Genomic DNA, 13,657 nt, shown 5'->3' on the forward strand with positions numbered 1-13,657 from the left:
CCTACGGCCGGGTCAGGATGACCGCGGACTGGAAGCCGCCGAACCCGCTGCCCACGGAGAGCACGCTGGTCAGCTTCCGCTCGCGGGCGGTGCGCGGGACGTAGTCCAGGTCGCACTCGGGGTCGGGCGTCTCGTAGTTCGCGGTCGGGGGTATGACCTGGTGGGCCAGCGCCAGCACGCAGGCCACCACCTCGATGGCCCCGATCGCCCCGAGGGAGTGCCCCACCATGGACTTGATGGAGCTCATCGGCGTGTCGTAGGCGTGGTGGCCCAGGGCCCGCTTCACGGCGGCCGTCTCGTGACGGTCGTTCTGGCGGGTGCCCGAGCCGTGCGCGTTGACGTAGTCGATCGCGGAGCCGTCGAGGCGGGCGTGGTCCAGGGCGGCCTCGATGGCCCGCGCCATCTCCACGCCCTCACTGGTCAGGCCGGTCATGTGGTAGGCGTTGCCGAAGGTGGCGTAGCCGCTGAGCTCGCAGTACACGTGGGCCCCGCGGGCCCGGGCGTGCTCCAGCTCCTCCAGGACGAGCACCGCTCCGCCCTCGCCCATGACGAACCCGTCACGGTTGTTGTCGAAGGGGCGTGAGGCGTGCGCGGGGTCGTCGTTGTTCGGGGACGTGGCCTTGATCGCGTCGAAGCACGCCATGGTGATCGGTGAGATCGGCGAGTCCGACGCCCCCGCTATGCAGATGTCGGCCCGCCCCTCCTCGACGGTGTGCAGGGCGTACCCGACCGCGTCGAGCCCGGAGGTGCAACCGGTGGAGACGGTCTGCACCGGACCACACGCCCCGAAGCGCTCGGCCACCGTCGAAGCGAGGGTGCTGGGCGAGAACGCGCGGTGCAGATGCGGCTGCGCCTCGCGGTGGTCCACGTCCCAGCGGTCGCCGCGGTGGCTGACCAGGACGTAGTCGTTCTCCAGGCGGGTGGTGCCGCCGACCGCGGTGCCCAGCGAGACCCCCACCCGCCAGGGGTTCTCCGCGGCGAGGTCGAGGCCCGAGTCCCGTACCGCCTCCTGCCCGGCGACCAGGCCGAACTGGATGTAGCGGTCGCAGCGCGCGACCTGGTCCGGGTCCAGTCCGTGCGCCGCCGGGTCGAAGTCGCACTCGGCGGCTATCCGGGAACGCAGACCGGACGGGTCGAAGAAGGTGATGCCCCGCGTCGCGGTGCGCCCTTCCGCCAGCAGCCCCCAGAACGCCGGGGCACCGATGCCGCCCGGCGCCACCACACCTATGCCGGTGACCGCCACACGCCTGGTCATGACCGCACCTCTGCGGCCTCGGCCTCCCCCACGGCGGCGACCGGGACGGACTCGGTGCCCTCCGTGTCGACATGGCCGAGCTGCGGGCGGGGCGCCAGCGGGCCCAGGTGGAAGACGATGCGGGCCTCCACCTTGCCGACGTTGCGGAAGCGGTGGCGCATGTAGGCGGGGATCATCAGGCCCTGCTCGGGCCGCAGCTCGTGCGGGTCGCCGTCCAGGTCCACCTCGAGGTCGCCGCAGACCACGTACACGAACTCCTCGGAGTACGGGTGGTAGTGCTCGCCGATGCGGTCGCCGGGCTGGATGATGGCCACGCCCATGAAGCCGCTGGTGGAGCCGACCGTGGCGGGGGTGAGCATGGCGCGCAGATCGCCTCCGCGCTTGACGTTGGGCTCGACCTCGCTGAGATCCACGATTCTGGGTCGGGGTTTGATCACGTCAGTTCCTCCGTTGCTGTGGTGCGTCGACAGGGGACGCGGCCGCGGCGGCCCGCGCGCCGGCCGTCAGGCGTCCGGCGCGGACCGGCGGTCGGTGATGAGGTCCATGCGGGCCAGCGCGACCAGGTGCGCCAGCGCGCCCTTCGGCTCCTCGGCGTGCGCACCGTCGGCGGAGTCCTCCAGGAGGGTCGTCAGCTCGGCCGCCTGCGCGGGGTCCGTCAGACCCAGGCCCATGGCCGGGTCGGCGTCCAGGCCGCCGCGGACGTCGATCAGCCGCACCACGACGTCGTCGCGCTCGTAGACCGTGCTGCGCAGCACCGGGCTGCGCGGGTCGTCCGCGGCCCGCTCGTCCTGCTGGGCGAGCAGCTGCGCCAGTTTCATGCCCATGCCGGGCCGCGCCGGGTAGTACAGGGCGTGCCGCTCGGCCTGCGTGACGTCCTGAGCGGCCGTCACGTGGTGCACGGCGGGCAGCGCCGCCCGGGTGAAGAACACCCGTGCGGATTCCTGGTCGTTGAGGTCCCGGTGCTGCTCCAGGTAGGGGTTGATGGCCTCCTCCACGGCCCGCACCTCGGGCTGCCGGGCGACGTGCCGCAGCGCCGCGAGCAGGTCGCCGCGGACCTCGATGGCCCGTACGACCCGGTTGCCGTGCATGAACAGGGAGGTGCGGCACAGCCGGGTGGTGTCGTCGACCCGTGCCTCGGGCGACTTGTAGTTCGCGAGGATCTCCGCGACCTTCTGCTCACTGCCCGGCTTCACGGTGAAGGTCAGCGCATGGCGGATCACGCCGTCGCCGATCCGCGGGGACGCCTGCAGCCGGCGCCCGTCCGTGGCACCGGCCGCCCCGCCGCCGGTCTCGCGGACGATGTGGAAGCGCAGCGACCGGGTGTCCCGGATGCAGCTGTGCATCGGCTCCACCATCCGCACGTGCTCCTCGCTGTTCACCCAGGCGAGGAACGGCGGGGCACTCTCCCACTCACTGGTGATGAGCCATTGGGAGGGATTCTCGATCGACTGGCACAGCTGGTCGCTGACATGCCCGGGAACGGACGCGACCTGGTTGCAGAGTTGCTCGTACGCCTCCAGGAACTGCTGCTGGGCACCGTCGTAGACATCCACGAGCAGAACGACCCGGAGTCTGGAGCCGTCGAACACGGACTGTGAGACACACTTCGAGGCCTGATGTGTCTGCTGTCCTGAAACTCGTTCAGTGGTGGTCATCCTGCGTACGTCTCCTTCGGGCAGAGGGGAACGCCGGCCGCGGGTGACGCGACGTCAGCGTGATCTCGATCCTGTGCCGGTCGCGATCAGTGCGCGACTCGTATGAACCACGCGGGTGATTGGCCCCGCGGACGCACGCGGAGCCGCTCCCACGGGGGCATGGAATCTGCGATGCACCCCACTCCCGCACCCAGCTCTGGAGGCATCGATGCACCAAGAAGCCGACCACCGCGTTCCCGTCCTCGTCGTCGGCGGTTCCCTGGTGGGCCTGTCCACGTCGCTGTTCCTGGGCCGACTCGGCGTACCGCACATGCTGGTCGAGCGGCACGCCGGTACGTCCATCCACCCGCGCGGACGCGGCAACAACGTGCGCACGATGGAGCTGTTCCGGGTGGCCGGCATCGAACCGGAGATCAAGACGGCGGCCTCGCTGCTGGCGGACAACCACGGCATCCTGCAGACCCCGACCCTGGTCGGTGACGCCGGCGAGTGGCTGTTCAAACACATCGACCCCGGCGGCGGCCTGGCGAGGTTCAGCCCCACCGGCTGGTGCCTGTGCAGTCAGAACGACCTCGAACCCGTGCTGCTCGAGAGCGCCCGGCGGCTCGGCGGCGACCTGCGCTACTCCCACGAGATGGAGTCCTTCGAGCAGGACCCCGAAGGGGTGACCGCGATCGTCCGGGACCGCGGCACCGACGAGCGGTACACCGTCCGCGCGGACTACCTGGTCGCGGCGGACGGCCCGCGCAGCCCGGTACGGCACCGGCTGGGCATCGGGCAGACCGGCCCCGGCGAGCTCTTCGCCAACGTCAGCCTCACCTTCCGCTCCAAACTGCTCGCCGACGTGGTCGGCGACCGGCGCTTCATCTGCTGCTACCTCACCGACCCCGAGGCCGACGGGGCCCTGCTGCCCGTCGACAACGCGGAGCACTGGGTCTTCCACGCCCCCTGGCATCCGGAGCGCGGCGAGACACTGGAGGAGTTCACAGAGGAACGGTGTGCGCGCCACATCCGCCGGGCGGTCGGGGTCTCGGACCTCGACGTCGAGATCACCGGAAAGGCGTCCTGGCGTGCGGCCGAACGGGTCGCCGACCGGTACGCGGCCGGCCGGGTGTTCCTTGCCGGGGACTCCGCGCACGAGATGTCCCCGACCGGGGCGTTCGGCTCCAACACCGGCATCCAGGACGCGCACAACCTGGCCTGGAAGCTGGCCGCCGTGCTCGGCGGCTGGGCCGGACCCGGCCTCCTGGAGACCTACGACACCGAGCGCCGCCCGGTCGCCGTCGCCACCAGCGCCCGCGCCTCGGCCCGCTCGGTGGAGCACAGCCACCCCGGCTTCGCCCCCGCCCCCGGCATCGGCAGCGGCGCCCGGGGCGGCATCCTCAACGTCGTCCTCGGCTACCGCTACCGGTACGGCGCCGTGGTGGGCGCCGATCCGGCGCAGGAGGTGGTGCCCGAGGGGATGCGGCTCACCGGGGACCCCGGCAGCCGGGCCCCCCACATGTGGCTGCGCCGCTCCGGCGAGCGGATCTCCACCCTCGACCTGTACGAGCGCTCGATGGTCCTGCTCAGCGACGCGCAGGGCAACGGAGGCTGGCACGCCGCCGCGCTTCGCGTCGCCGGGGCCGGGGGTGACGGCGTACGCCTGGAGGCCTACCGGGTCGGTGCGGGCGCCGGTGCCGAGCTCACCTGCGTCGCGGACGGACCGGGCGGTCAGGAGGCGGCCGACTGGGCACGGGTGCACGGTACGACGGCCGACGGCGCGGTGCTGGTGCGGCCGGACGGGTTCGTCGCGTGGCGGTCACCGGGCGCCGTACCGGACCCGGAGGCGACGCTGCGGCAGGTGCTGGCGGCGGTGCTCAGGACGGACTGAGCCTCGTACGAAGAAGGCCACCCGCACCGTCCGCTGCGGGTGGCCTTCCTGGTGGAGCCCCCTGTCGGATTCGAACCGACGACCTTCGCTTTACAAGTGGGGTCGAATCCTTGCCGGGGGGGTGTTCGGCGCTGCCGCGTGGTGCTGTCTCACCTGCTCAGCGCCACGCGGCGGCTTGCTGCATCCGGCCCATGACGCCTCGTGCCGGGCGGTCCGCTCACGCATCGCTCACGCACGAAGGGGGGTGTGACCGGCTGCGTTGGCGAGCTTCAACGTCGGGGAGCGAGTTCTCTTCGGGTACCGAAAGTGGCTGCCGACACGGCGCGGGTGGCCGCAGTTGCACGCACGCGACGGTTCTGCCAGGGCCGAGCGCGAGTCCGCCCCGGCGTGGTGGCCGCGCGCGTCGGCGCACCGGGCGGCGAAAGGTCAGACGCCGCGCTCCAGGCTGCTCGCATGGCACGCCACCAGCAGGGCTCGGCCATCAGCCCTGCAATGGGCATGTCTGCGGCCGTCTGCACCCTGACCAGATCACAGGCCCCCGGTCCCTCGTCTCCGCCGACTGGACAGCAACTCTTCTACAGCACTTCCAAGGCCGAGCTCTGGAACGACATCCAGCCAGGCTTCTACTTCACGCGCCAGGTCTGTGTCGGCAACCCTGCCTTGAAACCAAGACAATTTTTCCAACAGAACAAGCACCGCACGAAGTTCGACGCCCCCTTCGAAGCTGACCGCTCGATCGAATCCCTCTCCCTGCGGCAGACCGGCGCCCAAAGCCCTGAGATAGCGGTCACGCCTGGTACTGGCCGCCCTCGATGCCTGCTCACGAGTGAAAGGAAGGCAATCCAGTAATCGCTCTGCCACGGCATCGACTCGAAAAGAAGCAGGCATATCCCGAGCCCCTTCATCCACCGCTAGCCGAGCAAACCTCATGTACTCCCGGGTGATGATTACCAGGTCATGGACGCCCAATTCTCGCTCGACGAAATCGAGCAGACTCGCCGCAAAGGACAGACGCCGCTCCAGGTCGATGTCCTGGTCTTGGTTGGCGGGGTAGTAGTCGGTGAAAGCGATGTCGACCAGAGTAAGAACCCACCGCGCCTGTCGCCCTGGAGGCACCGGCGGGGCGAACCCTCGCAGGGCCTCCGATAGCTGCGCGGGTTCGATCCTGACGAGCGAGCCATGGTCAGCGATCGGGCTGTACCGGTCGCTCCGGTTGTTCAAAGTCATCACCCCCCCCGAACGGTTGGATCGCGTTTTCCGGGACCTCTACACCTGCGTTCCAGAAAGCGTTGACGCCTCATTGGAGGTACGAGTCAGAGGCGTCGGGTTCAGCCATCGGACAGGAAGCAGAGGCATGCCGCCACCTACGTCACTGCCTTTGTGGTTCTTACCCGACCTCGTCCAACCGCAGCTTCGCCAGATCTGGCAGACCACCGAGCGAAGTCAGCACAGACTGGTCTGGATTCGTCAGGTATACAAGGATCGGATAGTCAGGAAAATCCGGCTCTGACTGATACCCTTCCTCGTCGGTCCAGTTCTCTTCCACGGTTGCCTTATCGAAATGAGCACTCCGCAGTAGAAAGTAGACGCCACCCGCGTACGAACTCTCGTGCTCCTCCGATGCAGCAGAAAGCGTTCGGGCTAGGTTCTCGCTGACTTCAGCGATGTCTGCACCGGTGGATCCGAAGAGGTAAAAACGGTCGGGCACACCGTCCTCCGTCCGCACTTCTCATGGCTTCTTGGCGACAAGGCTGGGCTTTTGCGCAATCGCCGCTTCCGTGGACTCGTAGATCATGAATTTGACCTCACGTCCGCCCAGCGAGGCCGACAGATCGTTCGCCAAATTCAGCAGGCCCATTTGACGCAATTGGTAGTCTTTCAGTGGACCTGTCCGAGTGCCTCGGGACCGCAGCTGGATGTTCGAGTTCTTCGCGCGCTTGAGAAGGTTCGGACCAGTGAGCGCTATGTCGTAGTCGCTGGTGCGCCCTTCGTCGAATGGCTCCCCTGTCCTGTAGCTAGTGCCGGTCACTGAGCTTCCCTGGAAAACCGCCTCGGCATCCGAAAATCCGAGTTCATTCAGGCCATCGTACAACTTAGTCAGAAACTGCTGGTACTGGGCGGTGTCCGAGAAGCCGCGCGGAATGTACGGATTGGTTCCGCTGAGTGCCGGGTCATCGCCATGGGCCGCACCTGGGCCGAACCTTCGCGGTTGGGCCGTGGGTGGTTCGACAGCGTCCTTTTCCCAGCCGGTCAGCCCGCCGAGGCCGGTGAGGAGGATCTGTTGGGTGAGTTGGTCGCCGGCCGCGTCGTACTGGTCGGCGAGTTGGTCGCAGCCTTGCTGGCGCAGCATTTCGGCAGCGCGGTAGAGGCGGTAGGCGGGGCGGACGGGGAAGTACTTGTCGAGGAAGGCGCCGGCGCCGCCGTTGCGGCCGGAGACGGCGTCGCCGAGGTCGCCGATGAAGGTGAAGGGGAGTTCGGCGCCTTCCTTCAGGCCGCTGCCGATGGCTTTGAGGCGGCTGGTGATCGGATCCCACCAGCTCTGGCCCGAGAGGTCGACGGCGTAGGTCGGCCGGTCACCGGTGTAGCTGTACGCCGAGGTGTAGGGCTCGGCCTGCTGCGGCTGGATGGGGTCGGTGGTGGTGAAGCGGCCGGTGGTGGGGTCGTAGCTGCGGGCGCGGAGGTTGTAGCCGGCGGCCTTCGTGGTGGGTTCGGTGTACTGACCGGTGTACGTGAAGGGGTTGGCTGGCGGGCTGGTGGCGGTGTTGGTCTGGGTGGATTGGCCGTAGGCGGTGTAGGTCCAGCTGGACTGGAGGTTGCCGGTGGCGTCGGTGAGGTCGGTGACGGAACCGAGTTGGTCGTGGTGCTGGAAGTATGCGGCGCCACTGGGCAGCGTCTGGGACTGGATCTGCTCCAGCGGGCTGTACTGGTAGGCGGCGGTGAGGGCGCCGCTGCCGGTGTAGTCGGCGGCTGCCTGCGGGAGGGCGTTGTCGGGGTCCCAGACGGTGGTGCGCAGCAGGCCCGTGCCGGTCTTCGAGGCGGTGGTGCGGTTGCCGTCGGAGTCGTAGCCGTAGGTGTAGGTGGCGCTGGGGGTGGTCAGTGAGGTGAGGTGGTTGGTGGCGTCGTAGGCGTAGGTGTTGGTGCCGTCGCCGGTCTGGTTGCCGTCCTTGTCGTAGCTGTAGGTGCGGGTGGTGGTGCCGGTGGCGGCGGTGGTCAGCTGGTCGGCCGCGTCGTAGGTGTAGTTGGTGGTGGTGCCGGCGGTGGTGGAGGTGAGGCGGTTGCCGACGCCGTCGTAGGTGTATGTGGTGGCGGCCGAGGCGTCGGGGCACTGCGTGCCGACGGTGGCGGAGGTGCAGTCGGTGAGCAGCCGTCCGGCGGCGTCGTAGGTGTAGTACTGGTGGCTGGTGGGTTTGCCGAGCCGGGCGACGTCCACCTGGGTGGGCTGTCCGGCGTCGTCGAGCGTGAGCTGCCAGTTGGCCAGGGTGGTCAGGGCCCTGGTGCTGCCGATGGAGGTGAGGCGGCCTGCGTTGTCGTAGCCGCGCTTTTCGGTGTAGCCGTTGGCGGCGGGCAGTGTGGTGGTGGTGAGGTTGCCGGCCGGGTCGTAGGCGTAGTTGACGGTTCCCGCGGGGCCGGTCTGGGAGGTCTGGCGGGAGTCGTCGTCGTAGCCGTAGGTGGTCTTCTGCCCCGATGCCGGAGCGGTGGCGGTCGCCGCCCCGGCGAGGTGTCCCGCGCCGTCGCCGCTCCACCGCCGCAGATGACCAGTGGTGTCAGGAGCGACAATGCCCAGGGTCTTGCCGGCGTCGAACGTGCCCGTGGCGGGCGTGCCGTAGGACGTCCAGTCGTCGGCCTCAAGGATGTAGGTGCCGAAGCCGCCGGTGCCGTTGGCGGGGTAGAAGCGCAGCTTGTTGTTGGCGGTGTCGCGGGCGAGGAAGTCGGTTTTCCCGTCGCCGTTGAAATCGCCGGGGGTGAGGTACATGCTGCCCCACCCGGCGCCGAGGTCGGAGCGGCTGCCGAAGGTGCCGTCGCCCTTGCCCGGATAGAGGTACAGGTGCCCGTCGGCGGAGTTGATGGCGAGGACGTCGGTCTTGCCGTCGCCGTTGTAGTCCAGGGAGGTCAGCCGGTAGGTGGCCCAGCCGCTGCCGAGGTCGGAGCGGCTGCCGAAGGTGCCGTCGCCCTTGCCCGGATAGAGGTACAGGTGCCCGTCGGCGGAGTTGATGGCCAACAGGTCCTGTTTGCCGTCGCTGGTGAAGTCGCCGGTGGTCAGGGTCATCCCACCCCACCCGGCACCAAGGTCGGCGGCTGCGGCGAAGCCGCCGGACCCGTCGCCGTTGTAGCGGTACAGGTGGCCGGTGGACTTGTCGATGGCCAGGAGGTCGGTCTTGCCGTCGCCGGTGAACTCGACGGGCAGGATCTGGGTGAAGCCGGTCCCGCTGCCGGTCAGGGTCGAGCCCGCGGTGAACGTGCCGTCGGGGCGGCCGAGATAGGTACGGATGCCGTCCTTGGCGTCGGTGCGGATCACGTCGGTGATCCCGTCGCCGTTCAGGTCCGTGGACGCCGTCTGCACTGCGCCCGACCAGTCCAGTGCGGCGCCGGCGGTGTAATCCTGGGCGCGGGAGGTGATCCGGCCGTCGGCGTCGTAGGTGTAGGCGAAGGCGCCCTTGCCGGCGCTCGGCGCCACCGATGTCAGCCGGCCGTCCGCGTCGTAGCCGAAGGTGCGCTTGCCCGTCCCGTCGGTGACGGTCTGCGGCCGGCCATCGGCGAAGTAGGTGTAACCGGTCGCCGGGGTGCTGTCGCTGTACGTCGTCCCCGTGGCCAGACCGCGCCCGTCGAACGCCGTGGTGGCGGTGATGCCGCGGGCGTCGGTGACGGTGGTGGCGTTGCCGTCCGCGTCATAGCCGAACGAATGCTTGCGGCCCAGCGGGTCGGTGACGGACGTCTGCCGACCGGCGTCGTCGTAGCCGTACGCCGTGGTGTGACCATCGGGGTCCTTGCGCGTGGCCAACGTTCCGGTGACGTCGTACGAGTAGGTGGTCTCGGCCCCGTCGGGTCCGGTCACCTTCGAGATCCGGCCCAGTTCGTCATAGCCCGTCTTCGTGACCCGACCGAGTGGATCGGTCACCGACGTGACGTGGTTCATGGCGTCGTAGGCGGTGACGGTCTTGTGGCCCAGCGGGTCGGTGACGGTCGTCTGGTTGCCGGCCGGGTCGTAGGCGTAGGTGGTCGTGTACTGCGACGCCGTGGCTCCGCTGACGTTGCCCCGTGGGTCGACCTGCGTCAGCATCCGCCCGTCCGCGTCGAACGTCATCGAGGTGGTGTACCCCAGCGGCGATTTGACGCTGGTGCGGTTACCGTCCGCGTCGTAGCCGTAGGTCGTGACCTTCCCCAACGGATCTTTCACCGTCGTGGGCCGGTCGGCCTTGTCGTAGGCGTACGTCGTCACCTTGCCCAGCGGGTCGGTGGTGGTGGCGACGTTGTCGTTGCCGTCGTAGGTGGTCTTGGTGACATGGCCCAGAGGGTCGGTCACCGACACCACCCGGTTCAGGGCGTCATACGCGGTGGTGGTGACGGCCCCGCTCGGGTCGGTGACCTTCGTCCGGTTGCCGCCCGCGTCGTAGGCGTAACTCGTGGTGTAGGCCGCCTTGTCGGCGCCGGAGATGTTTCCTCGTGGAGGGACCGTGCTGAGCAGTTGCCCGTTCTTGTCGTACGTGTAGGTCGTGGTGTCGCCGAGCGGGTCGGTCACCGAGGTGAGGTCGCCGGCCGCGTCGTAGGTGTTGGTGGTGACCTTCCCCGCGGGGTCGGTGCTGGTCAGGACGTTTCCGGCCGGATCGTAGGTATAGCTGGTCGTGTGTCCCTGGGCGTCCTTGACCGAGGTCAGCTGCCCGGCTGCGTTGTAGCCGTAGCTGGTGACGTTGCCGAGCGGGTCGGTCACGGACGACAGCAGCCCGCGCGGGTCGTAGGCATACGTGGTGGTGTACGCGGCCGCATCCGCCCCGCTGCCGTTGCCGCGTGGGTCGGTCTTGGTGAGGATGCGTCCTGAGGGGTCATAGGTGAACGTCGTCTTCTCACCCAGGGGCGTGGTGACCGACGTGCGGTTCCCGGCCGCGTCGTAGCCGTAGGACGTGACCTTGCCGCGCGGTGTGGTGACTGAGGCGAGCGCGCCGAGTGAGGTGTAGGTGTAGCTCACCTTTCCGCCCGCCGGGTCGGTGGCGGTGGCGACCTGGCCGGTGGAGTTGTACGTGTACCCCGTGGTGTCGCCGCGGCCGTCGGTGTGGGTGGCGACGTTGCCCTTCGCGTCGTACGTCCAGCTCTCCTTGTTGCCAACGGACGACGGCGCTGTGCGGGTGAGCATGTTCCCGGCGCTGTCGTACGTCATCGTGGTGGTGTTGCCGAGCCGGTCGGTGATGTCCACCGGGTGCAGCGACTGGTCGTAGTCGTAGGAGACTTCGTTGCCGTAGGGGTCGATGCTCGCCATCAGCACATTGCCGGCGTACTGGTCCGACCACACCCCGCCGTCGGCATCGATGGTGTTCGAGGTGCTGCTGCCGTCCCAGGTGAACGTGGTCTTCTTGCCGTTGGGACCGGTCTGGCTGTTCACCCGGCCGTTCGCGTCGTAGGTGTTGACGATCTTCGCGCCGGTCGGATCCGTCACGGTGGTCAGGTGCTGGGCCGAGTCGTACCCGTACGTCGTCGTCTTGCCTGCTGGATCCGTCACCGAGGTCAGCTGCCCGGAGGTGAATCCGTATCCCACCGTGGTGTCGTCCGGCAGGGCCACCTTGCTCAGCAGGCCGTCGGAACCCACTGTGAACGCCGTGCTGCGGCCCGCGGCATCGGTGACCGACGCCAGCCGGCTCGACGTGTACGCCAGGGTCAGACCGTTTCCGCTGGCATCACGTAACGCGGTGAGCCGGCCGCCGCTGTCGAAGACGCTGGCCGAATGGTCCTGATCGGTGGCGGTGTACGTGCCCCCGGACACGGTCAGCTTCAGGAACGTGCCTGCGGGCGCGGCATACGTGCCGTCATTCAGCTTCGTGAAGGCGACGATCGAACCGTCTGCCGTGAGCAGCGTGGCGGTGCTCGACTTGAGAGTCAGTTTCGAGTCGAACGGCGTCGACCAGCCCCGTCCCAGCAGGCCCACATTAGTGGAGCCGGAGCGGTAATAGCGGTCCAGTGACAGTGGCCTGCCCGCACCCACCAGACGCGCGTCCGTGGCCTTCTCGAAGTAGGTACCCGTGGCGGTGTTCACCGGGTCCGCGCGGTCCGACTGCGCGTAACAGGTGCAGATGCCCACCTGAGAACCCGGAATGTCCGGCGTGTAGAAAGCGGTGACGTACGGCGAGTCGGTCCCGTTGGCGCTCCACGTCCCGTCAGTGCTCCGGAGGTAAATCTGGGCGAAGTACTGCTGCCCGTCCCGCAACGGTCCGTCGGCACCGTTCGACGCGGCCCAGAAGCACTCGTTCTTGAACTCCGGGTGACCACCATCGTTGGGCCACCAGTCGTAGCACCACGCAAGAACCGGATCCGACTTCCCTACCGGGTCATCAGAGGCTCGGGTGACCTCCCTGGCCACCACAGTGGTACCCGAGGAGTCCCGGACCAGCAGCAACACCTCGGAGTAGTTCGCGGCACCGGTACCGGCCGCGAACTGCAAATGTCCGCCGATGTCCACGGTTCCCGGATACGCCACAGCAGAGGCACTGACCCAAGCCGGATCCGGCGGGACCGCGGCCGAGGACCGCGGCACCACCGCCGGGGCGTGTGATGGCCGCTCAGCGGAGTGCGGTACTGGCTTGTCCGACGCAGAGTGGCGCCGTGCACGCACGAAAGCACCGGCAGGTGACAGCGGAAGGCGCTCCTTCGCCACCTGGGCGCGCCGCGCAGCCGATGTCATCGCCTTCGGCGGCTTCGGAAGATCAGCCGCCATCCTCGACTTCACCGTGGAAGAGGCGAGCGACGCAGTGAACCTGCCCGGAAGAGCCCATGACGGTGCGACGCCCCCGATGACTACGAGCGCCATGGCCAGGACGGTGACGACGAATCTTCGCGCTCGTGTGTGCACTGTGCGCCCCCCGTGGTCAAACCGTGAAGCATGCGGCTAGGGCATCTTTGGCAGATGAGGCCGCAGAGGAACCTGTGGCTAGCGAGTTGTCTGAAATCGCCCGGGGAGACCTACAAGGCCGGGCTGAGAACGGCCTGGCCAGGCAGGCGGGATTGGAACGCGACAGGTAAGAATGGCGTGAACCCGTCAGCTTCTGGTGGGTCTGGCGGAGACCGCCTCAAGGCTCCAATGGGGTCGCCTGCAGTGCTGGGGATGGTGTCCCGCGGCATACCTTGCGCCACTTCGCGTTCTCGCTGCGTTGGAGGAGGACGACGCGGCTGGTGGCCTTGTCGTGGACGACGAGGGCGGCCAGCAAGGTCATGGATTGGCAGGGCGAGTTCGTCCGTGACCATGGCGGGGAGTTCTCCGCCATGCAAGGGCGCGGAAATGAACGTGTCCAGGCCGGCTGCGGTCGCCTCAGCGAGAGGGCCGGCGCCCTCCAGAGCCTGGGCTACTGGCTTGAGCATGACCAGCGATACAGGGAGTTGGATGGCGGCCAGGTGATGGCCGGGGCCTCCGCAGCGGGTGGCGATGTCGAGGAGGTCAGCAACGCTGAACGCGCAGTCGAAGCCTGTCCAGGTCGCGACACCGTAGCCTCCGATCCGTCCAGCACGCGCCTCGGCTTCGAGAGCGGTGAAGGCGCTGGCGATGCCGTCATGAGGGCGGTCGGCTCGTTCGGGGTTGTGGACGAAGACGATGTCCGCCACGCGACCCAGCGCTGCGACGTTGTGGCGGCTCTGCCAGGCGACGTAGCGGTGGGTGAGGCAGTGGCCTGAAGCGGC

At 68.4% G+C, this 13,657-nt stretch carries 8 protein-coding genes and 1 pseudogene; 2 read left to right on the forward strand and 7 right to left on the reverse strand.

Annotated elements, in window-relative coordinates; translation table 11 throughout:
- Position 1 precedes the first annotated feature (1 nt).
- The 3 genes from AB0A61_RS24085 to AB0A61_RS24095 form a co-directional block, all read right to left on the reverse strand.
- Positions 2-1,255: a beta-ketoacyl-[acyl-carrier-protein] synthase family protein gene (locus tag AB0A61_RS24085; protein ID WP_361295715.1), complete on the reverse strand. Its 1,254-nt coding sequence runs from the start codon at positions 1,253-1,255 to the stop codon at positions 2-4.
- Positions 1,252-1,692 carry a cupin domain-containing protein gene (locus AB0A61_RS24090; RefSeq protein WP_361295718.1) on the reverse strand — a complete coding sequence of 147 codons (441 nt, stop codon included), beginning with the start codon at positions 1,690-1,692 and terminating at the stop codon, positions 1,252-1,254. The genes AB0A61_RS24085 and AB0A61_RS24090 overlap by 4 nt, the downstream gene beginning before the upstream one ends.
- A 66-nt stretch (positions 1,693-1,758) precedes the next feature.
- Complete coding sequence (locus AB0A61_RS24095) at positions 1,759-2,910, reverse strand: SchA/CurD-like domain-containing protein (protein ID WP_361295720.1); 1,152 nt, start codon at positions 2,908-2,910, stop codon at positions 1,759-1,761.
- Between the two features lie 208 nt (positions 2,911-3,118).
- Between AB0A61_RS24095 and AB0A61_RS24100 the strand changes: the two genes are divergently transcribed.
- A complete protein-coding gene (locus AB0A61_RS24100) occupies positions 3,119-4,783 on the forward strand; it encodes an FAD-dependent monooxygenase (RefSeq protein ID WP_361295723.1) in 1,665 nt (554 codons plus the stop codon).
- Between the two features lie 528 nt (positions 4,784-5,311).
- On the opposite strand, the gene AB0A61_RS24105 is transcribed toward AB0A61_RS24100, so the two are convergent.
- The 4 genes and pseudogenes from AB0A61_RS24105 to AB0A61_RS24120 form a co-directional block, all read right to left on the reverse strand.
- Positions 5,312-6,010: a hypothetical protein gene (locus AB0A61_RS24105; RefSeq protein ID WP_361295726.1), complete on the reverse strand. Its 699-nt coding sequence runs from the start codon at positions 6,008-6,010 to the stop codon at positions 5,312-5,314.
- 160 nt (positions 6,011-6,170) lie between these two features.
- Positions 6,171-6,509: a hypothetical protein gene (locus tag AB0A61_RS24110; RefSeq protein ID WP_361295729.1), complete on the reverse strand. Its 339-nt coding sequence runs from the start codon at positions 6,507-6,509 to the stop codon at positions 6,171-6,173.
- 3 nt (positions 6,510-6,512) lie between these two features.
- Positions 6,513-12,464 (reverse strand): FG-GAP-like repeat-containing protein, encoded by a 5,952-nt coding sequence (locus AB0A61_RS24115; protein ID WP_361295732.1) that lies wholly within the window; start codon positions 12,462-12,464, stop codon positions 6,513-6,515.
- A gap of 643 nt (positions 12,465-13,107) precedes the next feature.
- Positions 13,108-13,248: pseudogene (locus tag AB0A61_RS24120) on the reverse strand (DNA mismatch repair protein MutT); the annotation flags it as partial.
- On the opposite strand from AB0A61_RS24120, the gene AB0A61_RS24125 reads away from it, so the two are divergent.
- The gene (locus tag AB0A61_RS24125) at positions 13,247-13,651 is read left to right on the forward strand and encodes a hypothetical protein (RefSeq protein WP_361295735.1); all 405 of its coding nucleotides are present in this window, start codon (positions 13,247-13,249) and stop codon (positions 13,649-13,651) included. The pseudogene AB0A61_RS24120 and the gene AB0A61_RS24125 overlap by 2 nt on opposite strands.
- The last annotated feature ends 6 nt before the right edge of the window (positions 13,652-13,657 follow it).

The sequence above is a fragment of the Streptomyces sp. NPDC046197 genome (assembly GCF_040646295.1).
Lineage (GTDB): Bacteria > Actinomycetota > Actinomycetes > Streptomycetales > Streptomycetaceae > Streptomyces.

Bases quoted from the DNA above. Each gene is read 5' to 3' on its own strand.
- AB0A61_RS24095 (WP_361295720.1), bottom strand. From the start codon at position 2,910: ATGACCACCACTGAACGAGTTTCAGGACAGCAGACACATCAGGCCTCG.
- AB0A61_RS24100 (WP_361295723.1), top strand. From the start codon at position 3,119: ATGCACCAAGAAGCCGACCACCGCGTTCCCGTCCTCGTCGTCGGCGGT.
- AB0A61_RS24085 (WP_361295715.1), bottom strand. From the start codon at position 1,255: ATGACCAGGCGTGTGGCGGTCACCGGCATAGGTGTGGTGGCGCCGGGC.
- AB0A61_RS24125 (WP_361295735.1), top strand. From the start codon at position 13,247: ATGCAAGGGCGCGGAAATGAACGTGTCCAGGCCGGCTGCGGTCGCCTC.
- AB0A61_RS24105 (WP_361295726.1), bottom strand. From the start codon at position 6,010: ATGACTTTGAACAACCGGAGCGACCGGTACAGCCCGATCGCTGACCAT.